We start from the raw sequence: 26,369 nt of genomic DNA, 5'->3' as shown, positions 1-26,369 counted from the left end.
CCTTTCCATACTACTCTTCCGTTTCTTTTTCAAACAGAACCCATTCATGATCTATTAATACCACAAGCCCATCTTCATAAAAAGCGTACTCGGCGCCTTCCCATCCGAAATTGCTCTGTCCCTCCTCTGTAGGGATTTCACTGGGATCCACACTGGAGGTAATTTCCCCTAAAACAGCGCTTTCATGGACCTCTACCGGGATTTGCTTTCCTGTATCCAGATAAATAGTCCCTTTTACTAACACCATCGGCCGTCTATCCCATTCGCGCTCCTGTTGAGCGCAGCCTGTCAACAAACTTAGGATGCAAATCAATGCTAAAAGCAGTCTTAAAGCTCTTCTCATTTTGTCCACCGCCTTAATAGCCCCAAGATCTGGGGACGTACAGCCGTTCATAAGTAGTGACAGCGAACCGATCGCTCATTCCAGAAATATAATCGCAGACCGCCCGAGGCACATCGGAGGTTTCTATAATCCTACGGTACTCCTGGGGCATTTCCTGCGGGTGTTGGACATAATACTCATACAGGCTTTTTACTACCCCGATTGCTTTTCCTTCTTCGCTTTTGGCCACTGGGTTGCGGTACACCGCCTCATACATAAAACTGTTGAGCTGATCAAATGCCCGGGCTGCCTGGTCATCCATCATCACCTGTGTTTTGCTGCTGTCGATAATGGATTTTATCAGCGTCGTAATCCGCTGGGATTTTGTCCTGCCCAGGGAATATTTGATCTCCCAGGGGATATCCTCCTCCTGTAAAATCTCTCCCCGCAGGGCGTCGTCAATATCATGATTTAAATAAGCGATTTTATCTGCGAAATAAACTATCTGCCCTTCCCAAGTTTTTGCCTTTCCTTCGGGAGAAGGGTTGGAGTAGCTGTGGCAGCCAATTCCATTGCGTACTTCCCAGGTCAGGTTCAGCCCCCGGCCATCATTTTCGATTTTTTCTACTACCCGCACGCTCTGCTCGCTGTGACGAAAGCCATGAGGACATACGTCCCGCAGCGCCCGTTCTCCCGCATGGCCGAAGGGGGTATGTCCCAAATCGTGTCCCAACGCGATTGCCTCGGTCAGCTCTTCGTTCAGACGCAGCGCCACCGCCAGAGTCTTGGCAATCTGATTTACCTCCAGAGTGTGAGTTAAACGGGTGCGGTAATGATCTCCTTCCGGGGATAAAAAAACCTGGGTTTTATGCATCAGACGGCGGAATGACTTACAGTGGATAATTCTATCCCGATCCCTGGCAAAGCAGGTTCGAATAGGGCATTCTTCCTGAGAATATTCCCGGCCTCGGGAATGATCCGACAAACAGGCATATTGCGACAAAGTTTCTCTTTGGATCTTCTGGGTCTGTTCTCTGATAGTCATATTTATTCCTCCCAAAGTCCTTTGCTCATCCTGTGTGTTTTTTCTTTGGATTTCCTGCGTCGCCGCCGATGTTTTCACGGGAAATTCATATTAGATAAAATTAGTATAGTACTTTTTATTACATTATATTATACTCCGCAAATAAAAAAATTCCTGCTTGATACAAAAATTTCTTGTATTGGACAAAAATGACCCTTTTTGTGACCTGCTTTTCCTTCTTGCTGCAAAATCTCCCTTTTGTTTTTATGAGATCAAAAGGGAACGGCAAAGCGCGGCCGTTCCCTTCAATTTATGCGGGTAATAATGGAGTTATGTCTCTTCAATGCAGTCATACCGGCGATCTATCTCTCTTATCGTCACCTGTGCAGAGGTAAGCTCACTGATCTCTTTTTGAAACGGATCCAGAAATTTGTCCTTTAAAAGAAGCCGCATTTTTACTACTACTCCAAAATCAGAAAAGGTCGTTTTAGCGTAAAAGCGGGGCAGTAAATAACTGATTTTCCCGTAAAAGTCATATCCAAACTCCAGTTCCACTTCCGTACAGGGACTCATCACAATAATTCCCGCCGCATCCAGAGCGATTTTTGCCCCATGGGAATAAGCCCGAACTAATCCCCCAGCTCCTAAAAGGACGCCGCCGAAATATCGGGTAACCACTGCCGCCGCATCGGTTATCCCCTCTTTCTGAAGCACCTCCAGTACCGGGATTCCTGCTGTTCCCTGAGGTTCCCCATCATCTGAATACCGCTTCTGTCCGCTGCGCAGCACGTAGGCGGAAACATTATGGGTAGCGTCCCAATGCTTTTGTTTGATCTGGGCGATAAACTCCTGTGCCTGCTGCTCTGTCTCCACCGGTTTGACATAACCGATAAACCGGGATTTTCGTTCGACAAACTCTTGTGTGCCTTCGCCGCTTAAAGTAAGGTATTCCTCCACAGGCCTTCTCCTTCCCACTCTGATAAAAACAGGGGCGGGCTTAACGCCCGTCCCTAGCTATATTTTTAAAAATCAGCAGCATTTTACAATCCAGCCATGGGTATCAGGCAGCCTTCCCCACTGAATGCCCGTCAGGTGATCATACAGCTTCTGGCTGATGGGGCCGATCTCATTGTTGTTGATCACAGTAACCTTTCCGTTGCATTTCAGCTCTCCAATAGGAGAAATTACCGCTGCAGTACCGGTACCAAAGGCTTCTTTCAACTGGCCGCTGGCAGCCGCCGCTTCCAGTTCTTCTACCGACAGGCGGCGTTCATTGACATTATAGCCCCATTCCTTGAGCATCTCTACTACGGATTTTCTGGTGATGCCTGGCAAAATACTTCCAGTGAGGGCCGGGGTGACAATTTCATCCCCAATGACAAAAAAGACGTTCATTGCCCCTACTTCTTCCACATATTTGCGCTCTACGCCATCCAGCCACAAAACCTGAGAATATCCCTCCCGGGACGCTTCTTCCTGAGCAATTAAGGAAGCCGCGTAGTTTCCTCCGGTTTTTACCATGCCCATGCCGCCTCTGACTGCACGGACATATTTTGTCTCCACATAGATTTTAACCGGATTAAGACCGCCTTTATAGTACGGACCGGAGGGAGAAAGGATAACAGCATAAATATAAGTTTTTGCCGGATGTACGCCCAGCACCGCGTCGCTGGCAATAATAAACGGGCGGATATACAGGGAGGTATCCTTCTGATGGGGGACCCAGTCTTTCTCCACTTCCACCAGCTTCTTCAGCGCTTCCAGCAGAAAGTCCTCATCCAATTTAGGAATAACCATACGCTCGCAGGAATTGTTAAGCCGTTTAAAATTTTCCTGAGGGCGGAAAAGCTGAATGGTATCATCCTGCGTACGGTAAGCCTTCATTCCCTCGAAAATTTCCTGCGCATAATGAAATACCATACAGGAGGGATCCATGGGGATGGGTCCATAGGGAACAATTCTGGGATCGTGCCAGCCCTTTCCTTCGGTATAGTTCATTAAAAACATATGATCGGTAAATACACCGCCGAAACCAAGCTTGGATTCGTCTGTCGGTTTTACCTTTGGATTTTTGGTCAGTTCTATCCGGATATCCATCATCATAAACACTTCCTAACATTCTGCTTTGTTACTGTTATCTTTTAAGTTATACCAGGCAAACTTTTGTGCCGCTCCGTTATCAGCGGCAAAAAGCATCTGGCGTTTTTTGCCGCCCGCTGTATAAGGAAAGGCCCCGCCTTCGGTGAACCCAGCCGCTTTGTGAGCGGTACTTTGTTGTGCTATATTTTATCACTTTACGCCGGTAATGTCAAAGGCTTGCTGGATGATAAAAGGACGTCCCCGTCGCCCAGGTACGTCCTTTTCATCCTATCAAACCTCTTAGTAGGCAACGCCCTGCCATTTCATCGCATCTGCAACCTTGAGGAAGCCAGCGATGTTAGCGCCCATTACCAGATTGCCTTCTGCGCCATATTCTTTGGACGCATTGTAAGCGTTGTGGAAAATATTTTCCATAATGCCCTTGAGTTTGGAGTCTACCTCTTCAAAACTCCAAGAATAACGCATGGAGTTTTGGCTCATCTCCAAACCAGAGGTAGCTACGCCGCCTGCATTAGCTGCTTTTGCCGGGGCGAACATTACTCCCGCCTTTAAGAATTCCTCCACCGCTTCCGGAGTGCTTGGCATATTTGCTCCTTCTGCCACGGCAATAACGCCGTTGGCAATCAAAGCCTTTGCACTTTCTTGATCCAGTTCGTTCTGGGTGGCGCAAGGAAGCGCAATATCGCATTTCACTGTCCAGATTTGTTTGCAGCCTTCATGATACTCAGCACCGGAAACACGTTTTACATATTCGGAAATACGGCCTCTTTCTACCTCTTTAATCTGTTTTACTACATCCAGGTTTACGCCGTTGGGGTCATAGATATACCCGTTGGAATCAGACAGCGCAACTACCTTCGCGCCCATCTCAACCGCTTTTTCGGTGGCATAAATAGCTACGTTGCCGGAACCGGAGATAACTACCGTTTTTCCCGCCATGGAATCTTTTTTCATAGACTTGAGCATTTCCTGAGTAAAATACAGCAGGCCGTAGCCAGTGGCCTGAGTTCTGGCAAGAGAACCGCCGTAACTCAGCCCCTTCCCGGTAAGCACGCCGGTAAATTCATTGCGCAGACGTTTGTACTGGCCGAACATATAGCCAATCTCTCTCGCGCCGACCCCAATATCGCCCGCCGGAACGTCGGTGTCCGCTCCAATATGTTTGGAAAGCTCTGTCATAAAGCTCTGGCAGAAACGCATTACTTCCGCATCAGATTTTCCCTTGGGGTCAAAGTCGGAACCGCCTTTACCGCCGCCCATAGGCAGTCCGGTCAGGGAGTTTTTAAAGATCTGTTCAAAACCAAGAAATTTAATTACAGAAGCGCATACCGTTGGATGCAGGCGCAGACCGCCTTTGTAAGGGCCAATGGCAGAGTTAAACTGTACTCTGAAACCACGGTTTACCTGTACCGTTCCATTGTCATCTACCCAAGAAACACGGAACTGGATAAATCTTTCCGGTTCCACAATCCGGTCGATAATTCCCGCTTTTACCAAATCGTCTCTTTTCTCCACCACTGGTTCCAGAGACTCTAATACTTCTCTTACTGCCTGTAAAAATTCCGTTTCACCGGCGTTTCTTTTGCAGACATTTTCATAAACGCCCTGCAAATAAGTACTTTTAAATGACATCTTTATGACCTCCTTATAAAATAAACGCAACTGCGGCACTTTTGGCGCCGAAGCCGGAAAATTAAATCTACTTCACATTATATAATCAGTTATGCAATTTTGCAATATGTATGCTGCAAAAAATCAGATTTTTAACGGATTTTTATATTTTATTTTAGAAAAAACCTTTGGTTATCTTAAAAAATAGAAGATTTCCGCAAGAAAAGTTTCAAATATTTTATTCATTTAATCTAGTATCATCTTAAACACCCCCCGTTTGTTTGACACCCACTCAAAATTTATATATAATATTTCATGTACAGGGAGCGAATTGGGCAGCGGCGCAGCAAGGAAGTTTTTCTTTGCTGCGAGGAAAGTCCGGGCTTCATAGGGCAGGATACCTGCTAACGGCAGGCCGAGGCGACTCGAGGGACAGTGCAACAGAAAGATACCGCCGGCAGTCCTGCCGGTAAGGATGGAAAGGCGAGGTAAGAGCTCACCGGGGTACAGGCGACTGTACTGCCATGTAAACCCTATCCGAAGCAACACCGACGAAGGCGATACGGCGGCCCGCCGTGCCTTGACAGGTGGCTAGAACCGTCTGGCGACAGCCGGTCCAGAAAGATCGTTGTCCGCGACAGAACCCGGCTTATAGATTCCCTCCCTGCTTTTACTTTCCGTAAACACAAAGGCTCGGTAAGAAAATTTCTTACCGGGCCCTTTTTTATTATATGAACTCTTCTCGGTTGGATACAATTTTCCGCTCCTGATGCTCACAGCTCTGCTTACCGCATTGATGACCTCCAAGGCAGCTTTCTATCCTGCTCCCCTTTTCATCATAAGTGACCTGCACCGGCATATTTTTCCCTAGCGTAGGGCAGTACCGCTCAATTATCATACTATATTCAGACATTTCTTCTTCCTCCCATTTTAATTTAGCTTTACCTAAATTATACCTGCAACTTGATATAAATATACCGTCCCAGGCAAGTCCGCGGTATATATTTTTTCTAACCGGCATATATGATTAATAAAGCACTAAATGTAAAGGATAGGTGGACAGGATGCTGGACATTCTTTTAGATAATTCATTTTATTTGCTGGCCTCCGTAGTAGCTATCGTAATTTTCATCTCTCTTCTGCGCACCGGACATTTCATAAAATCCCTTTTATTTTCGGCTGTTACCGGGAACCTTGCCCTATTTTCTATCGGCTATCTAGGCGCCTTTACCGGGGTGCTTCTTTCGGTCAACCTCTTTACCGTGGGAGTAGCCACCCTGCTTGGTATTCCCGGAGTACTGTCCATGCTGCTTATTAAGTTGATTTTTGGCGCCTGATGGGGTATACTCTACTTTGTTATTATTTTTCGGACAAGGTGGATGACTAGATTGTATGTTTCTCGATTTTTCTATCCCCCAGGGGATGTACCAGACGGCTATTATGTGCGGGATGAAGTATTTACCAAAGAACAGGGATTTGCCTCCCCGGACACAGACCAACACGACCCCTCCTCCATTCATCTGGTGATTTACGACGAGGACAGGCCTGTCGCCACTGCCAGAGTGTTCTCCCTGCAGGACAACAAATGCTCCTATAAGTTGGGGCGTATCGCAGTGCTCAAGGCTTATCGGGGGAAAAATCTAGGGCGGCGCCTAATGGAGGAGATGGAGGATCTGATTAAAATCATGGGCGGCAAACGGGTTTATATCAGTGCCCAATGCCAGGCCCAACCCTTCTATCAGCGGCTGGGTTATACCGCTTACGGAGAAGTTTATCTGGACGAGCATTGCCCTCATATAGATATGGAAAAGTATTTATGAGAATATAACAAAAAAACCTTCACGCAAAGCGTGAAGGTTTTTCATTTGAAACAAATACCATTACAGAGCGGCACTGATCAGATAAACAGCCAATGTCACAACAACAAAAATAATTCCAGTAATTTTTGTAATTTTAATCAGCATCGCCTGGGTAGTTCTAGCGCCAGCTTTGCCAATATAGGAAGATTCATTGGAACCGGAAAGCGCCTGCATTCCATTTCCTTTGCTTTCTTGGAACATAACGGAAAGGACAATCACTACCGCGCAAACCAGCAGCAATATACCGCCAACAATCTCTAAAACGCTCATTCTGCATAACCTCCGAAAAAAATAGCTCTAACTCATAGTATGATACCATAATGAGGCAAGCTTTGCAAGGGATACGGCAAAAATAATTTGATTTTTTGCTTACTCTGCATAAAATTCATGAATTTTCGTATACTATAACTGGTTTTCTACCTCTGTCAATGCGTTTGCACAGGGTAAAAAACCCAGGCCGGAAGAGGATACCCCCTCTTTCCGGCTTTTATTTTTTAATCCTACAAGGTAAGCTGTTCCCCTTTGTCCTGTGCCCGCAGCAGCGCGCCTGCCGCCGGGAGGGTCTTTGTGCGGAAACGGTGGGAATTTTCTACCATTCCTTCTTTAAAGGGTTTGACCGACGCCACAAAATGGTTTTTCTTCAGTGTCATCACCGCTACTCCCTGGGTATCCCGGGTAGATTTTGGATTGACAGCACCGCTGTGAACAATCAGCGCCCGTTCCGCCGAGCTGGTCAGCAAAAATTCCTGGTCCTCATCCGCCTGGAACATCGCCGCCAGCGGAGCCTTGTCGCTGTAGGCGGCAAGCAGCTTTTTCCTGCGGGTCTTAGTTTGGTAGGCCGACAGCTCTACCTTGGCCGCCTTGCCGTTTTCAAAAAAGAACATCATACAGCCGGCAAAGTTGCTGGTCACCGCCATATAAACCGCGGTTTCTCCCTCGTCCATCCCCAGCTTGGCCGCTACATAATCTCCCATAACGCTGGCCTTTGTATCGTCAAAATCGCAGGCCCTGGCCTTGTATACCTGGTGGAGATTTGTAAAAAATAAAAGTTCGCAGGTATTGGTCGCCTCCACTTCCCGGGTAATCAAGTCCCCATCTTTCAGCTTGTGCTCGCCGCTCATACGCAGGGACTGGGGGGTGATCTTTTTAAAATATCCTTCCCGGGTAAAGAACAAGCGCACCGGATAATCCGGGATGTTTTCCTCCGCCACCTGAGAATCCTCCTGGGTTGGATAATACAACAGGCTGCGCCGGGGTTTAGAGTATTTTTTGCTGATCTGTCCAAGTTCGGAAATAATAATGGACCGGACCTTTTTCCTGTCCGCCAAAATTCCTTCCATTTCTTCAATATCTTTTTTGAGCTGGTCGGTTTCTTCCAGACGTTTTAAGATATATTCCCTATTGAGCTGGCGCAGACGAATTTCCGCTACATATTCCGCTTGAGTTTTGTCAATACCAAAACCAATCATTAGATTGGGCACTACTTCTTTTTCTTCTTCTGTTTCCCGCACAATCTTAATGGCCTTATCGATGTCCAATAAAATACGCTTTAGCCCTTTGAGCAGATGAAGCTTCTCTTTTTTGCGTCCCAGCTCGAAATACACCTTGCGCCGCACGCAGTCTTCCCGAAATGCCGTCCATTCCTCGATTAAGTCTTTGACCGAGCACACTCGGGGCATCCCGCCGATCAGTACGTTAAAATTACAGGAAAAGGTGTCCTCCAAAGGGGTGGCTTTAAACAGGGCGCGCATCAATTTATCCGGATCTACTCCGCGTTTTAAATCAATGGTAAGTTTTAACCCGGACAGATCGGTTTCATCCCTCATGTCGGCAATTTCCCGAATTTTGCCCGCTTTTACCAGTTCTATGACTTTATCCATAATCGCCTCTACCGTAGTGGTAGGAGGAATTTCAGTAATATCAATACAATTGTTGGATTTGTCATAGGAGTACCTGGCCCTAACCTTAAGCCCGCCCCTGCCGCTGTTATAAATCGTCCTAAGGTCGTTTTCATTATAAACAATATATCCCCCGCCAGGAAAATCCGGTGCTTTCAGCGTTTCCAGAATATCGTGATCCGGATTTTTCAGCAGCGCGATTGTGGTCTCGCACACCTCCGCCAAATTAAACGGACAGATGGAGCTTGCCATACCTACCGCGATTCCCACATTGGCGTTGACCAAGATGGAGGGATAGGACACTGGAAGAAGGGTGGGTTCTTTCATGGTATTGTCATAGTTATCGATAAAATCTACTGTGTCCTTATCGATATCCCCAAACAGCTCTGCACAGATGGCGTCCAATTTCACTTCGGTATACCGGGAGGCGGCAAACGCCATATCCCGGGAATAAGCCTTACCGAAATTGCCCTTACTGTCCACATAGGGGTGAAGCAGCGCCTCATATCCCCGGGAAAGACGCACCATTGTTTCATAGATCGCCTGGTCCCCATGGGGATTAAGTCTCATGGTCTGGCCTACCACATTGGCAGATTTTGTTCTTGCTCCAGTGAGCAGCCCCATTTTATACATGGTATACAGAAGTTTCCGGTGGGAAGGCTTAAACCCGTCAATTTCCGGGATCGCACGGGAAACAATAACGCTCATGGCGTAAGGCATGTAGTTTTTTTCCAGAGTTTCTGTAATGGGCTGCTGAACCACAATCCCCGCGTTTTCAATAAAAGCCGCGGAGGTATTTACCTGTTTCTCCGGTTGTTTTTTTGGTTTTTTCGTCGCCATGTATTCAACTCCAATGATCCAAATTAAGAAATATCCGCCAGTTCCAGATACTGATACCCATTCTCCGCGATAAATTCTTTTCTTCCTGCTAAATTATCCCCCAGCAGCAAGTCGAACATTTCGCTGGTAGCCTGCGCTTGGGATGGGGTGACCTTGATCAGTCTCCGGGTCTGCGGATTCATGGTGGTCAGCCACATCATATCCGGTTCGTTTTCGCCCAGCCCTTTGGAGCGCTGGATAGTATATTTCCCGCTGCCGATCTTTTCCAGAGCATCCGCCTTTTCGCTTTCCGTATATGCAAAGTAGGTTTTGTCCTTTGTAGTAATCTCGTATAAGGGAGATTCTGCGATGTAAACATACCCTTGTTCAATCAAGGTGGGCGTCAGCCGGTAAAGCATGGTCAAAATCAGCGTACGAATCTGAAACCCATCCACATCTGCGTCTGTACAAATAACCACCTTATTCCACCGAAGACCATCCAGGTCAAACGAGCTTAGTTCCTTATTGGCCTTGGAGGTAACCTCTACTCCGCAGCCCAGCACCTTGATAATATCGGTGATAATATCGTTTTTAAAGATCTTATCGTATTCTGCTTTCAGGCAGTTAAGGATTTTTCCGCGCACCGGGATAATGGCTTGAAATTCCGAATCCCTGCCCAGTTTGCAGGAACCAAGGGCGGAATCTCCTTCCACAATATAAATCTCCCGGCGTCCTACATCTTTGGTCCGGCAGTCCACAAATTTCTGTACCCGATTGGACATATCCAGCGTACCCGCTAATTTCTTTTTTAAGTTCAGCCGTGTTTTTTCCGCATTTTCCCGGCTGCGTTTGTTAATGAGAACCTGCTCGGCGATTTTCGCCGCGTCGTCTGGATTTTCAATAAAATACACTTCCAGCTGATGACGGAGAAACTCGTTCATCGCCTCATAGATAAACTTATTGGTGATCGCTTTTTTTGTCTGGTTTTCATAGGAGGTCTGAGTGGAAAAAGAAGAGGACACCAGCACCAAGCAATCCTCCACATCCTGGAAGGTAATTTTGCTTTCATTTTTTTGATATTTTCCCGCGTTTTTAATGAAACTGTCAATCATATATACAAAAGCCAATTTCACCGCTTTTTCCGGGGAGCCGCCATGTTCCAGATAACTGGAGTTATGATAATATTCGGTTTGTTTCACTCGGTTGGAAAAACAAAAAGCCAAAGATAATTTTACTTTGTATTCCGGCTTGTCCGCCCGGTCTCTGCCTTTGCGCTCCGCCTTCCAGAACTGTACCGGAGTGAGATATTCGCTTCCCGCAATTTCATTGGCATAATCTACAATCCCGTTTTCATACAAAAATTCCTCTTCTTCAAACCCTTCGTCTGTCTGGTTGCGCAGAATAAAACGGATTCCGTCGTTTACCACCGCCTGGCGCTTAAGCACGTCCTGAAAATATTCCTTGGAGATATTGATGTCTGTAAACACCTGCAAATCCGGCCGCCAGCGAATTTTGGTCCCGGTCGCTTTCCGTCGGACCTCCTCTTTCACAAGGCCGTCCACATTTTCTCCCCGTTCAAAGCGAAGGGAATATTTCATCCCATCCCGATAAATTTCCACATCCATATATTCCGCCGCATATTGGGTAGCGCATAATCCCAGACCGTTAAGTCCCAAGGAGTATTCGTAACTCTCCCCTTCGTTGGTAGAATATTTTCCACCGGCATACAGCTCACAAAATACCAGTTCCCAGTTGTACCTGCCTTCCCGCTGATTAAAGTCTACAGGAATGCCCCGGCCAAAGTCCTCCACTTCGATAGAATGATCCTGATACCGGGTGATAATAATCTTATCCCCAAAGCCTTCTCTGGCCTCGTCAATAGAGTTTGATAAGATCTCAAACATCGAATGCTGACAGCCTTCCAGCCCGTCCGAACCAAAGATAACCCCCGGGCGTTTTCTTACCCGATCGGCCCCCTTTAATGCGGATATACTGTCGTTGCCATATTCACTTACCATTTTTCTTGGCATCCCTGCGCCTCCGAACATTGTAATTTTCTTAAAATCCATAGCAAAGATAGCTGCTGTATGCCTGTTTTGGCATACAGCAGAACTATTGTAAAATCTTCCTATATAAGTAAACTTGATATTTCCCATTTTGTCAAGAGCAGACCCTGTGGAAGATTATCATTTGAATAAGCTCTTGATTTTATCCATAAACTTGTTAAAACCGGATTTCCCCCTGGGTTTTATTTCCTCTTTCTTTTCCTGAACCGCCGCTTTTTCCGCACGCATATATGCCAGTTTGTACTGATCAATCTGGCTGTCGGTAGACGGCCGGCCGTTTTGTACAAGCGCATATTCTCCATTCTCAAGCAAGCGTTTTGCCTTTACATTGTCGCTGAACTGAAGATGTAACATATCCATGATCCGCTGTTTGAGTTGGGGGTCATAAATAGGCGCCGCCACTTCTACCCGGCGCTCCATATTCCTTGTCATAAAGTCGGCGGAAGAAATATACATAATGCTTCTCTCCGGCGTGCCGAACACATATACCCGGCTGTGCTCCAATAGGCGCCCTACAATGCTGATCACCTGAATATTATCCGTATATCCCGGTACTCCTGCCCGCAGGCAGCAGATTCCGCGGATAATCATACGGATTTTCACCCCGGCCATGGAAGCATTGATTAGCCGGTCAATAATGTCCTTGTCTGTCAGGGAGTTAATCTTTACTGTAATCTCGGCAGGCGCTCCTTCCTTCGCCAGCTTGATCTCATGGTCGATAAAGTGAAGAATCATCGGTTTCATCGTCACAGGCGCGGCAAGAAGATGACGGGTATTATCCGCCGGACTATCGGTTAAAATTCCGGTAAAAATTCGGTTTCCTTCTTCCCCAAATTCCTTTTTCGCGGTCATTAGGCACAGGTCTGTATACAGCTTTGCAGTGGATTCATTATAGTTGCCCGTACCAATCTGGGTAATGAAACTGATCGTATTGCCCACTTTGCGGGTAATCACCAGCAGTTTGGAGTGTACTTTGTACTCTCCTAACCCGTACACCACGTTAACCCCGGCTTCTTCTAAGCGTTTGGACCAGATAATATTGTTTTCCTCATCAAAACGGGCCCGCAGCTCTACAACCACATGAACCTCTTTCCCATTTTCCGCCGCCTTGATCAGGGCGGCAACAATCTGAGATTCATGGGCCACCCGATACAAAGTCATTTTTATGCTCATTACCGTGGGATCCCCCGCCGCTTCTACAAGCAGGTTAATAAACGGCTTCATACTTTCAAACGGATAACTTAATAGGATATCTTTTTCCATAATCTGCGGGATCATGGGTCTGTCTATATCCACATCCGGAGAAAGCTGAGGAAGCAAAGAGGGATAAAACAGCTCTTTGGGGGTCTTGTGTTCAAACATGCTGTACATACTGAATCCAAAAGACATATCCAGAGGCGTCTGATTAAAAAATACTCGGTCTCCAGTAAGCTCCAGTTTACTGCAAAGCTGTTCCACAATTGCCGGCCGAGCGATCCCTTGAAACTCAATACGGATCGGCATGAGCTTTTTGCGGTTTTTCACCAGCTCTTCCATAACGCTGCGATAGTCCATGTCATGGTCGTACATAGCTTCCTCTACATTAATATCCGCATTGCGGGTAATGCGAAAAATCGTCTTTGCCACGACCACATAGTTCTCAAAAATTGTATCACAGTACCGCAGGACCAATTCCTCCATCAGCACAAACTTTTCCTTGTCAAAGGGCAGAAAAACCAGCCGGTCAAATCCTGTGGATACCGGTATAATCGCAATTTTTATAAAATCCCCTTTGGTTTGCAGTTGGGTGCAGATATAGGTTTCTTTGTTTTTTAAAAATGGGAAGGGGTGATGTTTATCAATAATCTGCGGCGCCAGCATAGGCATAACTTCCTGCTGGAAATACTCCCGCAAAAAGCGCTCCTGTTCTTCATTGAGCGCATCCATATTCATATGTTGAATACCAAAAGTGTCTAACTCCTTGGCGATGCGCTTATACGCCTCATCCTTTTTCTTGATCAGCTCCCGCACATCCATAAAAATCGCCGAAAGCTGCTGCGCCGCTGTCATCCCGGATTTATTGTCCCGATTTTCTGGCGTCAGAATGGACGCGTCTGTCAAACTTCCTACCCGAATCATAAAGAATTCATCCATATTATTAGAGAAAATCGAAATAAATTTCAACCGTTCAAACAGCGGGATGCTGTTGTCAATAGACTGTTCCAGCACTCGTTGGTTAAATTTCAGCCAGCTCAGCTCCCGGTTGTGGTATAAACTGGTTGTTTCGTTCATATTGGTGTTATCACTCATCAATTCGTCCCCACTTTACAGGATTTTTACAAAAAGAAAGAAGAGTATTGCCTTTTCGGCAATACTCTCTTTAAAAACTTATTTTTTGTTATTAAATATTGCCATTATGTCAAAGAAACCCTCATCGTCATCATCGCCGCCAGCCGCTGGCGCCTGTTCCTCCTGGGTGGTCTCTCCGCTTGGTTTTCCCTTATTAAAGCTATAACTAGGAAGCGGAAAGTTTTTATCGTTATCAAAGCCAGTGGCAATAACTGTAACTTTCATCTCATCATTGAGGGTATCATCAAACGTAGCGCCCCATATCAAGTTTACGTCAGGGTGGGCAGCTTCATGAATCATCGACGAAGCGATATCAATATCATCCAAGTCAATGTCCGGGGAAGCGGTAATATTTACGATAACGCCTTTTGCTCCATTAATAGAGGTTTCCAACAACGGGGAAGAAATTGCCATTTCTGCCGCTTCTTTGGCCTTATCCTTGCCGCTGGCGGTTCCCACGCCCATATGTGCGTAACCGGCATCCTTCATAATCGCAGTAACATCCGCAAAGTCCAGGTTAACGACACCCGGAATATTTACAAGGTCGGAAATACTCTGCACGCCCTGCTTAAGCACATCATCTGCCGCCATAAAAGCGTTCTGCAGAGTAATTTTCTGCTCGCTGATTAACTTGAGCCGTTCATTGGGGATAACCAGCAAAGCATCCACATGTTCCCGCAGAGCGGTAACGCCCATCTCAGCTTGCTCCATTCTGCGTTTCCCTTCAAAGTTAAACGGCTTGGTTACAATCCCCACCGTCAAAATCCCCATGTCGTGGGCCACTTCTGCTATTACTGGAGCTCCTCCGGTTCCGGTGCCGCCACCCATACCTGCAGTAATAAACACCATGTCGGTACCTTTCAGGGCGGAAGCGATCTCGTCTTTGCTCTCCTCAGCGGCGCGCTGACCCTTCTCCGGGCTTCCACCCGCGCCTTTTCCTCGGGTGAGCTTGTCCCCAATATGGATTTTGTATGTAGCCTGAGAGGTCATAAGCGCCTGGTTATCCGTATTAATAGAAATAAATTCCACGCTTTTCATCCCGGATTGTACCATCCGATTGACCGCGTTTCCACCGCCGCCGCCGACTCCTATCACCTTAATCGAGACAACTTTATCAAAATCACTTTCCATATCGAAGTTCATTAACATCGCAGTTCCCCCTATATCCAATCGCACACGGCAAATTTAAATTTTTAACAAGAATGTCTCACAAAAATGCACTTTAATACATAATACTATTAAATATTATTCTAACAGAAATACCACTGTAAAGCAATACCCAGTCTCTGGGATTTAACGGTAATTTCACAATTTACCGCAAAGAAAATTACTGGGATGGGCTCGTCTCAGAAGAAGAACTTTCTTCCTCCTTGGGAAGGGTAATCAGCTCCTCTTTTGGAATAGCAGTCAGCTCCCCTTTAGAATTGGTCTCCCCTTTGGCGCTCAAATCCGGATTTACCGGAAGTCCTGCATCCACCGGCCCGGAACGTGAGCTGCTTTGCTCGCTGTCCGCTCCGCTTTCCACCGGCAGTGTAGCCAAATCTTCCGGATCCAACGGTACTTCTATCTGCACGGGTTCCTGATTGATATCCTCCGGTATCATCCATACTTCCTTTTCGATGGAGGCATCCAGACGCCCCTCAAAGTTATCCTCCAGTTTTTCACTGATTACCAGTTTCACAAACTTTAGCTTGTAGGGTAAGTTTGCCTCGCTTCCCAGCTCGATAAGGATCCGGTTGTCATAGGTTACCACAATGTTCAGCCGGTCAGAAAAATCAACCTTGGTAATTTTATCAAACTCTGTTTCTCCTATGGCGTCCACCAGATAGGTGAGCATCTTCATTCCTTCGTCTGATCCTTCTCCCAGAAGCTTACCCTCCTGGGGGTTGTCCAGAGACATGCCAGTTACGATGGTCATATTTTCCGGCAGACTTTGCGCCCCGATCTCAAGCACCTTTCCTGAACGGGAGATAATTACATATCCCGCCCCTGTTTCCACTGCTCCCAGCGGCTTTTCCTGTGTAATGGCAATCGTTATTTTCGGCGGAAAGGAACGCTTCAACGCCACCTTTTCTACATAAGGAAATTTATCTGTCAGATTTTTTTGCACTTTTTTCTGGCTGATCCGAAACAGGTTGTCCCCCTGGGCAATACCGCTGTTTTCAATAATTTGAGCGGCAGCATATTTCGTGGTGCCGGTAACTTCGATCTGTTCCACTTTAAAGAATACCGTCAGCGACAGTACCATCATCACTGCCGATGCCGCTAAAACAAGCAATATATAATGCAGAGTATACCGGCCTCTTCGGCGGCGTTTACGGCGTACATCCGCCGCCGCAACCGCCTGCTGCCGGCCAGAGGTTCTATTTTTATTCATTTGTGCCATTTTGAACCTCCTACGCCTTCAATTTCTTTTATTCTTTCCCGTCGTTTACTCTCACAATACACGCACCGATGCTTTGCAGGTTGTTTTCAAAGTTTTCATAACCCCGATCGATATGTTCGATAGCGAGAAGCTCGCTTTCTCCCTGGGCTGCCAGCGCCGCAACGGCGATCGCCGCCCCGCCCCGCAGATCGGTGCAGCGCACACATGCGCTGTGAAGTTCCTGCACCCCATGAACAACTGCCACCCGGCCTTCTACCTTGATGTCCGCCCCCATGCGGAGCAATTCGGGGACCTGTTTATATCGGCTTTCAAAGATATTTTCCACAAACACGCTGCTTCCCTGGGCAAGACAGGCCGCCGCCATCAAAGGGGATTGGGCGTCTGTGGGAAACCCAGGATAGGGCATGGTGCGCACACATTTCAGCGGATTTAAAGGAAATTTCGATTTGATGCGCACACTGTCCTTTTCTATAGAAAGCGTACAGCCCATTTCTTCAAACGTGGGCAGCACAGCCGCTAAATGTTCGCAGCATACATCTTTTAAGAGGATGTCTCCGCCGGTGATGGCCCCGCAGCTTAAATAAGTCGCAGCGGCAATCCGATCGGAAATCACCTTATGCTCGGCGGGATAAAGCTTTTCTACCCCAAAAATATGGATATTTCCTTCAGAGGTAACACAAATTTTTGCTCCGCAGGCATTCAAAAATGCCGCCAGATCAGAAATTTCAGGTTCTCTTGCTGGGTTGGTAATGACTGTTTCCCCACTGGCAAGGCAAGCGGCAATCATAATATTTTCTGTCGCTCCAACACTGGGAAACGGAAGGGAAATATGCGCCCCCCGCAGCTTGCCTGGAACCGAACAGTTGAGGTAGCCATGATCTTCCTCAATCACAACACCCAGTTTCTCCAAGGCGGACAGGTGAAGATCGATCGGCCGAGGACCCAATTCACACCCACCCGGCATAGAAATCCGGGCTCTACCACATTTAGCGATAATCGCTCCTAAAAAAACAATAGAAGAACGCATCATCCGCATCAAATCATCTGGAATACAATAGTTGTCTGAATTTGACGCGCCAACGACTATGCTGGTCTCTTCCCGTTTGGTGGTGGAACCTAAATAGTTTAATATATTGCAAGCTGCGTCTACGTCGGTAAGCCTGGGACAGTTATGTATGACACATTCGCCGCTCAGCAATGACGCTGCCAGGATAGGTAAGGCCGAATTTTTAGCACCATGGATGGATAGCTCTCCTTCTAGCCTGTTTTCCCCTTTTATCAAGAATTTTTCCATCTTCACGCACCCTTTCGCACATTAGAGAAAATTAAAATTTCTCTTGCAAAATATACTATGCGGTGAAGGATATTGTGGTGAAAAAATTTCCTGAGAGGCTTGTCCCCTTTGCTGTTTTAAACAAAGCGAAGAGTCTCTTCCCTCCGCTTTATCTGTCAATTACTACTATATCAAATCTATGATTTCTTTGTAAATACGTTGGTTCGCGTCAATAATTGCCATTTGTTGGGCATTTTTCCCCAATCGCTTTAAGGTGGCCGGATCCTGACATAGTTTTTCCACCGTTTCCAGCATCAATTTGGGGGTCAGGTCCTTTTCTTCAATGACTACCGCCGCGTCGTGATGAGCGAGCACCATAGCGTTATGATACTGATGATTTTCCGCCACATTGGGCGATGGGATGAGTATTGAAGCCGTACCGGAAGCTTCCAGTTCACTTAAGGTGATTGCTCCCGACCGGGAGATTACTAAATCCGCCGCCGCCAGGCAATCGGGCATATCGCTGATATATTCCCGAATATCCAGGTTGGGATTGTTTTTATAATTTACTCCAGCCTTCTGCAGTTGGAGGGGAAACCGCTGCTTTTCATAAGCTCCGGTGGCGTGAATATGGTAAATTCCGCCTTTTCTTTGCTCCCAGGCCATCAGTCCCGCTACTGCTTCGTTGATCCGCCGGGCGCCTAAACTCCCGCCAAAGGAGACGATACAGACGCGATCTCCCACCTGGAGTTTTTCCCGGGCCTTTTTGTGATCGGCAAAGATAATCTCCTCCCGCACCGGATTACCCGTGATAACATACTCCCGGGAGGGCAGGTATTTTTTGGCTTCTTCCACCGAAAGCAGCACCTTGTCGCAATATTTTGCCAGCAGCTTGGTGGTTACTCCGGGGAAGGCGTTGGATTCATGGGTCAAAGTTTTTATCCCCATCTGGTGGCCTTTGCGCAAAAGGGGTCCGCTTACATATCCCCCGGTTCCCACCATTACGTCCGGTCCAAAGTCTTGGATGATCTTTCTGCACCGTCCTCCGGAAAGGGCCAAACATTTTATAGCGGAAAGATTGTATTTGATATTAAACCAGCTCAGCTGGCGCTGAAAGCCTTTGATGTCAATAGGTACAAATTCAAAGCCCGCCGCGGGCACCAATTTAGCCTCCATTCCTTTGGGATTTCCCGCAAAAAGAATCTTGGCGTCTGTATGGCGCTCCCTGATATAACTGGCAACCGCAATTGCCGGGTTAATATGTCCCGCCGTGCCGCCGCAGGCAAAAAGTATCTTCATTGTGTTTCCTCCCTGTGGTCAATCATACTTTTTCGCCGGCTACTCTTTTTCCAGGGCGGTCTGCCGGGACACCGACAAAATTACCCCCATCTGGGCCAGCAGCATAACCAGCGCTGTACCTCCAGAAGAAAAGAACGGCAGACTAATCCCGGTGTTAGGGATAGTATTGCTCACCACGGCAATATTCAGGATGGTTTGCACTCCTACCTGGGTAGTAAGCCCAATAGCCAACATCGCTCCAAAGCGATCCCGGCAGCGCATCGCTATCACATATCCGCGCCAGATAAGCAGCACGAAAATCAAAATAATAATCACTGCGCCAATAAAGCCAAGTTCCTCGCATACCACAGCAAAAATAAAGTCATTTTGCGGTTCCGGCAGGTACAGATGCTTTTGACGGGAATTTCCAATCCCTACCCCCATCAGCCCGCCTGAGCCGATAGCGTACAGGGACTGTATCGTCTGGTATCCTTTGCCCCTCGGATCAGAAAAAGGGTCAATCCAATACTGAACACGCCCAGCGGCATATTCTACCACGCCTGGAATAAGTACCAACACGATAATGCCGCCTATCAGCAGCGCCCCGCCCAGCATAAACCATTTCATATCCGTACCGCCTACGAACATCATAACAATGCCGATGGTCACAATCAAAACCGTCCCCGACAGATGAGGTTCCAAAAGCATCAAAAAGGAAACGATGCCCATTACCCCTAAGAAAGGCCACACACCATACCGGGGGAGTTTCATCTTTTCATAGTTGAGGGAAATCAGATGGGCAAACAGCAGGATAATAGCAAATTTAGCGATCTCTGAGGGCTGGAAGGTGGCAAAGCCAAGGTCAATCCACCGTTTGGCGTCCTCACGGGAAGGGATGATCAGCACCGCTACCAGCAGCACCAACGACCCTAAGAATATGGGGATAGCAAATTTATGCAGAAGATGATAGTCCACCATAGAAACAAACCCCATCACTCCGACGCCTAATATGGCAAACACCAGCTGACGGGAAATATAATAAAAGCTGTTATGTCCTGGGGCATTGTAATACGCATAAGCATAACTAGCGGAAAACAGCATTACCAGGCCGATCACCAGCAGAAGCAACACCAGGATAAGAAAGGTAAGATCGATGCTTCCCTTTTTGGGCTTTGCTTGTTTTTGTTTCTTTTTCACCTGCTCCATGATCAGCACCCCCTTATATTTAACTTAGCTTTTCGGCTCATAAAAACATAACCGATAAGATGGCGACAATACCGCCCAATAATCCAACGAAGGAAAAGGTAATTACTATCTGCACTTCACTCCATCCGCTCATCTCAAAATGATGATGAATCGGACTCATTTTAAATATCCTCTTGCCGGTGGTTTTAAAGCTGATCACTTGTAAGATCACAGAAAATGCCTCGCAAAGATATACAATCCCGATGAATAAAAGAAGCAGCGGCAATCCGATGTTAAATGCCAGCGCTACTACTATTCCGCCTAAAAACAGAGACCCTGTATCCCCCATAAACACCTTGGCCGGATAAAAATTCCAAATGAGGAACCCCAAACATCCGCCTGCCAAAGCACAGGAAAGAAGCACGCTTTGAGGGAACTTCAGCACCCCTGCGATAATCATAAAGATTAAAGCGGCAATAAAGGTAACCGAGGAGGCCAGCCCATCGATTCCATCGGTCAAGTTTACCGCGTTGACAAACCCGGTAATGATAATTATCGCCAACGGATAGTACAGCAGTCCCATATCCAACTGACCCAAAAAAGGAATGATTACCACTGTAGAGCTGTCCCCAGCCATATACAGCATCACCAGGTAGAAAACGCTGATAATCAGCTGCATTAAGTATTTTTGCCGGGCGGTCAATCCCTCATTCTGCTTTTTTACCACCTTAATATAGTCATCCAGAAATCCCAGCGCACCATACGCCAAAGCCATAACGACAGCGGAAAACAGTTTGAGATTATTGATCGTATCGTTAAACAGAGACGGATCCATAAATGCCATAGTCAGATACCCTACCACTATGGCTATTGTAACACCCAGGATGAACATTATTCCTCCCATGGTAGGAGTTCCCTGTTTCTTTTTATGCCACGAGGGACCGATATCCAAAATTGTCTGTCCAAATTTTAACCGGTGCAGAAAAGGAATTAGTACAATTCCAAGAGCGGCAGTGATCCCAAACGCCACAAGCACCGTAAGTACCATAGCTGTTGTATTCATTTGTCCTGTTTCTCCTCATAAAGCCCATGAATAATGTCTTCCATTTTCATTCCCCGGCTGCCTTTAATCCATACTACATCTCCCGGCTGCAAAATTTCCCGGAGATGGTCTGCTATTTTTTCTTTCTCTTCATAGTGTATGCAGTCGTAAAGTCCTGCAGACCGAGCACCTTGTATATAATACCCCGCCTGCTCTCCATATGCAAGTAAACTATCGATACCATTTTTTGCCACAAGCTTTCCAATCTCACAATGAGCCTGGGGGCCAAGTTTTCCCAGTTCCAGCATGTCTCCAAGCACCGCTATTCTTTTTCCATCACAGGGATATTTCCCTAAAGTGGCAAGCGCCGCTTTCATACTGTCCGGGCTGGCGTTGTAGCAGTCCTCCACCACCGTATAGCTCTTGTAATTTACAATCTTCTGGCGCATGCCGGAAGGAGTATAACGCTGCAGTGCCTGGACGCATTTTTGAAGCGATATTTTTAAGATACGCCCTACAGCGCAGGCCGCCAGAGCATTAAGCACGTTGTGCCGCCCTACGCAGGGAAGGGTCACCGGGATACGCGTACCTTGAAGGCAAAGTTCAAAGGTGGTTTTGCCATCCCGCTCTATCATATTTTCCGCCCGTATATCACAAGCAGGATTTTCAATGCCATAAAAGCATACGTCCAGCCGGGCGTCTTTTACCTTGGAGAGCAGATCATTGTCTCCGCATAAAATCAGCGGCGCGCCGTCGGGCAAAACTTCCGCCAGTTCCAGTTTCGCTTTCAGGATATTTTCCCTGCTTCCCAGCATCTCGATATGGGATACCCCAATATTTGTAATCACGCCAATTTGGGGCTGTGCCACCTGAGCAAGCCGGCGGATTTCACCAAAACCGCTCATTCCCATTTCAATTACCGCCGCTTCATAGCTGTTATCCAATTCAAACAAAGTTTTAGGCAGACCTATTTCATTATTTAAATTTCCTTGGGTTTTCAGAGTATGATATTCGGCAGAAACTACCTGTGCAATCATATCTTTGGTGGTGGTTTTTCCCACGCTGCCTGTAATCCCCACACATCGGATCTGAAATTTGCTCCGGTACAGCCCTCCAATGTCTAAAAGGGCCTCCTGGGTATTCTTTACATATAGTACTCGTTGTGAGTCGTAGTTTCCTTTTTTGTGAGCGACAGCATACGCGGCCCCCTTTTCCAGAGCACAGGCGATATAATCGTGCCCGTCAAACCGCTCCCCTTCCAACGCCACGAACAAACAGTCTTTCGGTATCTGCCGTGAATCGGTGGATATTTGTGTAATTGTTCCTTGTGCCGGGCTGCCGCCGCATCCGATTGCCTCTGCGATCTCCTTTATTGTCAGAGCCTGCATACTCCGCCTCCTGCCACTTAAACTTGAGACAAAGCGGGGACAGCATTATCTGCCCTCGCTTTGTGATACTTTTTCATTGGATCAGCCTGATTTATTTTCTTTGCGGGCAAGAATGTCTTCCACTACTTTTTTCTCATCAAAATAAATCGTTCCGAAATCCAACACTTGATAATCCTCATGCCCTTTTCCCGCCAGGATCAGGATATCCCCTTCCTGGGCGTGACTTAAAGCCCATTCAATCGCCTCATACCGATCGGGAATCACCTGACAGGGGGTATCGGGATGGGCATTGATCCCCGGCATAGCGTCCTCAATAATCTGAAGCGGATCCTCGCTTCTGGGATTATCAGAGGTAAGGATTACCATATCCGAAAGGGAGGCCACAATATCCGCCATGATTTTTCGTTTTCCCCGGTCCCGGTTTCCTGCGCAGCCGAACAGGGTGATCACCCTGTTTTTAGCAAATTTTTTCATAGTGGTAATTATCTTTTCCAGTCCGTCCGGCGAATGAGCGTAATCCCGGATTACCGTAAAATTCGTATTGGTCGGCAAAACTTCGATTCGGCCGGTAACCCCGGTACAGGTGGTGAGCCCCTGGGCTACTTTTTCGATATCCAGCCCCGTGGCCAAGCAAGCGACTCCCGCCGCCATAGCGTTAGAAACAGAAAAATCTCCTGGGATGGGAAGTTTCACTCGGGCAATCTGCCCTTTTCCCACCATCATAAACCGGCTGTTATCCGCATGGGAACGAATATCTTTGGCGGTAAAATCCGCGCTGTCGTTTTCAATGGAAAAGGTATATTTTTCACAGTATACTTCGTCCGCCAGCCGCTCGCCGTAGGCGTCGTCAATATTGATCACCGCCTTGTCGCACATGGTAAACAGCCGCTTTTTAGCGTGATAATAGCTTTCCATATCGTGGTGATAATCCAGATGATCCTGAGTCAAATTAGTAAATACCGCCACCTGATACCAAAGTCCAGCCAGCCGCTGCTGATCCAAAGCATGAGAAGAACATTCCATTACCACATATTCACATCCTGCCTGTACCATACGGGCGAGCATACTATGCAGCTGCAAAGGATCGGGAGTGGTGTGTTTGGCCGGCAAGGTGATATCGTCAATCTCATTGTGAATAGTACCGATCAGTCCCACCTTTTTGCCTGCCATCTCAAGAATGTGCTTCACCATACAAGTAATCGTTGTTTTTCCATTGGTCCCAGTAATGCCGATCATCTTCAGGTTCCTTGCAGGATTGCCATATAGATTTCCACAGATAATCCCATAGGCATACCGGGTATCTTTTACCAGTATCTGGCTGCGAAGCCCCAGATCATGGTCGCACACCACTGCGCAGGCGCCTTCCTGCAGCGCTGCGGCAGCATGGTCGTGACCGTCAAAACGTCCGCCTTTGATACATACGAATAACATACCTTTTTCAATTTGACGGGAGTCTGCAGTAACGCCTTCTATTTCACAGTCCTTGAGCGAAGTTGTATAATCCAACCCACTCATCAGTTGGTTTAAAAGCATCGGTTTTCCCCCTTGCTGTCGGTGCGATCAGTTATTATCCGACCGATTCTGTATTTTTGAATTCAACGGTGACTACCGTACCCAGTTCTACCTGGGTGCCAGCCGCCGGCGTCTGATTAACAGCCACATTTCCGCTTCCTTCAATACCGGTGCCGGATATACTGATATTCAGCCCCGCATTTACAATTGTACGGTTTGCCTCTTGTCCTGCCATTCCAATAACATCTGGAACAACAATCAAATCCTGTTGTGTTTCTTCCTCTGTATACAAAATTACCGTACCATCTCTCGGGGTAGGTTCTCCCGCGCCCGGCGTCTGGCGGATAACCGTCGTACCATTTCCGATTACACGGGATTTCAGGCCCGCGATACGGATGCTGGCTTCCGCATCATGGATAAGATAATCAATGACATAAGGAGTGGAAATATCTACTTTTTCTAATTCTTCTGCCGTATATTGAGGTTCAATTCCTAAGTAAGGCAGTACATCATTTAAAATCGATCCTACTACCGGCGCGGCAACGACAGAACCGTAGGCATTGGCAAGATCCGGCTCATCCAGTACTACCAGCACCACCACCTGGGGGTTATCCGCCGGAGCAAATCCTAAAAAGGAAGAAATACGAGAACGCACTTCTCCATTTTGCTTCTGGTCCAATTTTTCGCTGGTTCCCGTTTTGCCACCTACCCGATAACCAGGAATGTACGCATTTTTACCGGAACCTTCACTGACCACCTTTTCTAACATCAGAGAAACTTCCTTGGAGATTTCTTCAGAAATTACCTGACGCTTTACCACCGGTTCTGTGGTGGAAACCACATTCCCATTGGGGTCAAGGATTTGTTTCACCACGTACGGCTGCATTAATTTTCCCCCGTTGACCGCGGCGCTCGCTGCTGTAATCATCTGAAGGGGGGTGACTTTAAATGTCTGGCCGAAGGCGCTGGAGGAAAGCTCTGAAATTCCCATATCTTTTCTTTGATGGTAAATACTTCCCACTTCGCCCGGCAGATCTACGCCAGTAGCTTTCGTCAAGCCAAAGTTTTCGAAATAGTCGGAAAACAGGTCCACTCCCAACCACTGTCCCACCGTGATAAACGTAGGGTTACAAGAGCCCATAACCCCTTGTTCAAAATTAATCTGCCCATGGCCGCCTTTGTTACGGTTCCAGCAGTCGATTACATTTCCCGCTACCTCAATATATCCGGGACAGTAAAATGGGGTCTCGGCCGATACTACGCCGCTTTCCAAGCCCGCAGATGCAGTGACAATTTTAAATACGGAGCCCGGCTCGTACGGATCGCTGATCGCTTTATTTTTCCAGCTTTCATACTGGGCCTGCTGCAAAGCGTCCGCATAAGCTTCTTTATTTTCCGCTGTATTAAGTTTTTCCAGTTCCTCTTTTGTTTGTGGATCTAAAATCTCTCTCGGGTTATTGGGATCAAAATCCGGTTTGGTGGCCATTGCTAAAATAGCCCCGGTGTTCGGGTCCATTACAATACCTACCGCGCGGTTTTTTACTTTATGTTCCACTACCGCGGTTTCCAGGTTTTTCTCCAAGAAGTGCTGCACTGTTTCATCAATAGTGAGCACAATGGAATTGCCATCTTGTGCGTCATAGGTCTGTTCATATTGTAAGGGCATAGTGGTGCCCGCAGCGTTTTTTAAAGAAACCACCCGCCCGGGTACGCCGCCCAACACCTTCTCATAGTAGGATTCCAGGCCGTAAGCGCCCTTGTTGTCATAGTCGGTAAAGCCCAATACATTGGCGGCAAAATTTCCGTAGGGATAATATCGCTTGGTATCTTCCACCAGATGAATCCCCGGCACGTCATTTTCTGCGATAAATGCGTAAATTTCATCCGCTACCGGCTGCTCTATCTTGGTTTTGATAATCTCATGATAACTTTCCTTGTTCTGGAGCTTTTTTAAAATTTTTGCTCCGTCTATCTCCAGAATTTTGGACAGTCCGTCGGCGATAGCGTTTTCCTGAGTTTGTGTTTTCACCTCTGCGGGCGCTACAATCACCGACCATACGCTGGCGCTTTTCGCCAAAATTTTTCCGTTGGCGTCATAGATTGTACCTCGGTTTGCACTGATCTTGCTACTGCGCAACTGCTGGCTTAACGCATAACTTTGCCACTTATCCCCGTCTATTACCTGCAGGCGGAAAAGGTTGAGCAGTACAATGCCAAAACCTATGGCGATCATACAGATCAGTACGATAATCATCCTTGATTTCATTCTATATGTAGG

At 47.1% G+C, this 26,369-nt stretch carries 21 protein-coding genes and 1 other RNA gene; 3 read left to right on the top strand and 19 right to left on the bottom strand.

The genetic code is table 11. The features are described from left to right. Positions 1-10: 10 nt before the first annotated feature. The 5 genes from H8705_RS02725 to gdhA form a co-directional block, all read right to left on the bottom strand. The gene (locus H8705_RS02725; RefSeq protein WP_262394329.1) at positions 11-343 is read right to left on the bottom strand and encodes a hypothetical protein; all 333 of its coding nucleotides are present in this window, start codon (positions 341-343) and stop codon (positions 11-13) included. A 13-nt stretch (positions 344-356) separates the two neighbouring features. Next, positions 357-1,367 (bottom strand): deoxyguanosinetriphosphate triphosphohydrolase, encoded by a 1,011-nt coding sequence (locus tag H8705_RS02720; RefSeq protein ID WP_262394328.1) that lies wholly within the window; start codon positions 1,365-1,367, stop codon positions 357-359. Between the two features lie 309 nt (positions 1,368-1,676). Continuing rightward, on the bottom strand, positions 1,677-2,303 hold the full coding sequence (locus H8705_RS02715) for a YigZ family protein (RefSeq protein WP_262394327.1): 627 nt from the start codon (positions 2,301-2,303) through the stop codon (positions 1,677-1,679). Between the two features lie 72 nt (positions 2,304-2,375). Next, positions 2,376-3,443, bottom strand: a complete 1,068-nt coding sequence (locus H8705_RS02710; RefSeq protein WP_262394594.1) for a branched-chain amino acid aminotransferase — start codon at positions 3,441-3,443, stop codon at positions 2,376-2,378. A 282-nt stretch (positions 3,444-3,725) separates the two neighbouring features. Beyond that, the gene (gene gdhA, locus H8705_RS02705) at positions 3,726-5,078 is read right to left on the bottom strand and encodes an NADP-specific glutamate dehydrogenase (RefSeq protein ID WP_262394326.1); all 1,353 of its coding nucleotides are present in this window, start codon (positions 5,076-5,078) and stop codon (positions 3,726-3,728) included. Between the two features lie 302 nt (positions 5,079-5,380). On the opposite strand from gdhA, the gene rnpB reads away from it, so the two are divergent. Further along, positions 5,381-5,725, top strand: an RNA gene (rnpB, locus tag H8705_RS02700) — RNase P RNA component class A. Positions 5,726-5,784: 59 nt separating this feature from the next. Here rnpB and H8705_RS02695 read toward each other — a convergent pair. Next, on the bottom strand, positions 5,785-5,970 hold the full coding sequence (locus H8705_RS02695) for a hypothetical protein (protein ID WP_262394325.1): 186 nt from the start codon (positions 5,968-5,970) through the stop codon (positions 5,785-5,787). A gap of 151 nt (positions 5,971-6,121) precedes the next feature. Between H8705_RS02695 and H8705_RS02690 the strand changes: the two genes are divergently transcribed. Together H8705_RS02690 and H8705_RS02685 are read left to right on the top strand one after the other, a co-directional pair. Next, positions 6,122-6,394 carry a pro-sigmaK processing inhibitor BofA family protein gene (locus H8705_RS02690; RefSeq protein WP_262394324.1) on the top strand — a complete coding sequence of 91 codons (273 nt, stop codon included), beginning with the start codon at positions 6,122-6,124 and terminating at the stop codon, positions 6,392-6,394. 42 nt (positions 6,395-6,436) lie between these two features. Beyond that, complete coding sequence (locus H8705_RS02685; protein WP_262394323.1) at positions 6,437-6,877, top strand: GNAT family N-acetyltransferase; 441 nt, start codon at positions 6,437-6,439, stop codon at positions 6,875-6,877. Between the two features lie 60 nt (positions 6,878-6,937). Here H8705_RS02685 and secG read toward each other — a convergent pair whose 3' ends face one another. The 13 genes from secG to H8705_RS02620 form a co-directional block, all read right to left on the bottom strand. Beyond that, on the bottom strand, positions 6,938-7,186 hold the full coding sequence (gene secG, locus H8705_RS02680; RefSeq protein WP_262394322.1) for a preprotein translocase subunit SecG: 249 nt from the start codon (positions 7,184-7,186) through the stop codon (positions 6,938-6,940). Positions 7,187-7,416: 230 nt separating this feature from the next. Beyond that, complete coding sequence (locus H8705_RS02675; RefSeq protein ID WP_262394321.1) at positions 7,417-9,654, bottom strand: DNA gyrase/topoisomerase IV subunit A; 2,238 nt, start codon at positions 9,652-9,654, stop codon at positions 7,417-7,419. A gap of 23 nt (positions 9,655-9,677) precedes the next feature. Then, entirely contained in the window at positions 9,678-11,663 is a 1,986-nt protein-coding gene (locus H8705_RS02670; RefSeq protein WP_262394320.1) for a DNA gyrase/topoisomerase IV subunit B, read from the bottom strand. Between the two features lie 156 nt (positions 11,664-11,819). Beyond that, the gene (ppk1, locus tag H8705_RS02665) at positions 11,820-13,988 is read right to left on the bottom strand and encodes a polyphosphate kinase 1 (protein ID WP_262394319.1); all 2,169 of its coding nucleotides are present in this window, start codon (positions 13,986-13,988) and stop codon (positions 11,820-11,822) included. A 78-nt stretch (positions 13,989-14,066) separates the two neighbouring features. Continuing rightward, positions 14,067-15,176 (bottom strand): cell division protein FtsZ, encoded by a 1,110-nt coding sequence (ftsZ, locus tag H8705_RS02660; protein WP_262394318.1) that lies wholly within the window; start codon positions 15,174-15,176, stop codon positions 14,067-14,069. A gap of 178 nt (positions 15,177-15,354) precedes the next feature. Continuing rightward, on the bottom strand, positions 15,355-16,413 hold the full coding sequence (locus tag H8705_RS02655) for a cell division protein FtsQ/DivIB (RefSeq protein WP_262394317.1): 1,059 nt from the start codon (positions 16,411-16,413) through the stop codon (positions 15,355-15,357). 28 nt (positions 16,414-16,441) lie between these two features. Next, on the bottom strand, positions 16,442-17,707 hold the full coding sequence (gene murA, locus H8705_RS02650) for a UDP-N-acetylglucosamine 1-carboxyvinyltransferase (RefSeq protein WP_262394316.1): 1,266 nt from the start codon (positions 17,705-17,707) through the stop codon (positions 16,442-16,444). 165 nt (positions 17,708-17,872) lie between these two features. Further along, positions 17,873-18,985: an undecaprenyldiphospho-muramoylpentapeptide beta-N-acetylglucosaminyltransferase gene (murG, locus tag H8705_RS02645; RefSeq protein ID WP_262394315.1), complete on the bottom strand. Its 1,113-nt coding sequence runs from the start codon at positions 18,983-18,985 to the stop codon at positions 17,873-17,875. A 39-nt stretch (positions 18,986-19,024) separates the two neighbouring features. After that, on the bottom strand, positions 19,025-20,170 hold the full coding sequence (gene ftsW / locus H8705_RS02640; protein ID WP_262394314.1) for a putative lipid II flippase FtsW: 1,146 nt from the start codon (positions 20,168-20,170) through the stop codon (positions 19,025-19,027). A 37-nt stretch (positions 20,171-20,207) separates the two neighbouring features. Further along, a complete protein-coding gene (gene mraY, locus H8705_RS02635) occupies positions 20,208-21,212 on the bottom strand; it encodes a phospho-N-acetylmuramoyl-pentapeptide-transferase (protein ID WP_262394313.1) in 1,005 nt (334 codons plus the stop codon). Next, positions 21,209-22,579 (bottom strand): UDP-N-acetylmuramoyl-tripeptide--D-alanyl-D-alanine ligase, encoded by a 1,371-nt coding sequence (locus tag H8705_RS02630; protein WP_262394312.1) that lies wholly within the window; start codon positions 22,577-22,579, stop codon positions 21,209-21,211. Before H8705_RS02630 ends, mraY begins: the two co-directional genes overlap by 4 nt. A gap of 81 nt (positions 22,580-22,660) precedes the next feature. Further along, positions 22,661-24,112, bottom strand: coding sequence for a UDP-N-acetylmuramoyl-L-alanyl-D-glutamate--2,6-diaminopimelate ligase (locus H8705_RS02625; protein WP_262394311.1), 1,452 nt, complete (start codon positions 24,110-24,112; stop codon positions 22,661-22,663). Between the two features lie 34 nt (positions 24,113-24,146). Then, the gene (locus tag H8705_RS02620; RefSeq protein ID WP_262394310.1) at positions 24,147-26,345 is read right to left on the bottom strand and encodes a penicillin-binding transpeptidase domain-containing protein; all 2,199 of its coding nucleotides are present in this window, start codon (positions 26,343-26,345) and stop codon (positions 24,147-24,149) included. Positions 26,346-26,369: the final 24 nt, after the last annotated feature.

Origin of the sequence: Youxingia wuxianensis (genome assembly GCF_014385085.1) — a bacterium.
GTDB lineage: Bacteria > Bacillota > Clostridia > Oscillospirales > Ruminococcaceae > Youxingia > Youxingia wuxianensis.
Note: the sequence above shows the minus strand (reverse complement) of the source record. Positions and strands in the feature narration are given on the sequence as shown.